This window comes from Pseudomonas sp. SIMBA_068 (genome assembly GCF_046534705.1).
Classification (GTDB): domain Bacteria; phylum Pseudomonadota; class Gammaproteobacteria; order Pseudomonadales; family Pseudomonadaceae; genus Aquipseudomonas; species Aquipseudomonas putida.
In genome coordinates, this window is record NZ_JAWRYI010000208.1 from 1 (window position 1) to 326 (window position 326).

The 326-nt window shown below is 65.0% G+C and carries 1 protein-coding gene; it reads left to right on the forward strand.

The features are described from left to right. Positions 1 to 326 (forward strand): condensation domain-containing protein (locus SB756_RS28845; protein ID WP_410912942.1); only part of this gene is annotated, 326 nt, incomplete at both ends.

Sequence of the window (326 nt, forward strand, 5' to 3'; positions counted from 1 at the left end):
GTGACATCGATGAGCCGACGCTGCCGTTCGGTCTGCAGGACGAGCAGGGTGACGGTCATGGCATCGAAGGAAGCCATCGCATGCTGGATGACGCCTTGAGCCAACGGCTACGCGTGCAGGCCCGGCAGTTGGGGGTGAGTGCGGCCAGCGTGATGCACCTGGCACTGGCCCAGGTAATGGGTAAAGTCTCCGGACGCCAGGAGGTGGTGTTCGGCACCGTATTGCTGGGCCGGATGCACGCGGGCGAGGGCTCTGACCGTGCCCTGGGGATGTTCATCAACACCCTGCCGCTGCGTGTGAGCGTGGGCGAGCAAAGCGTGCGCAGT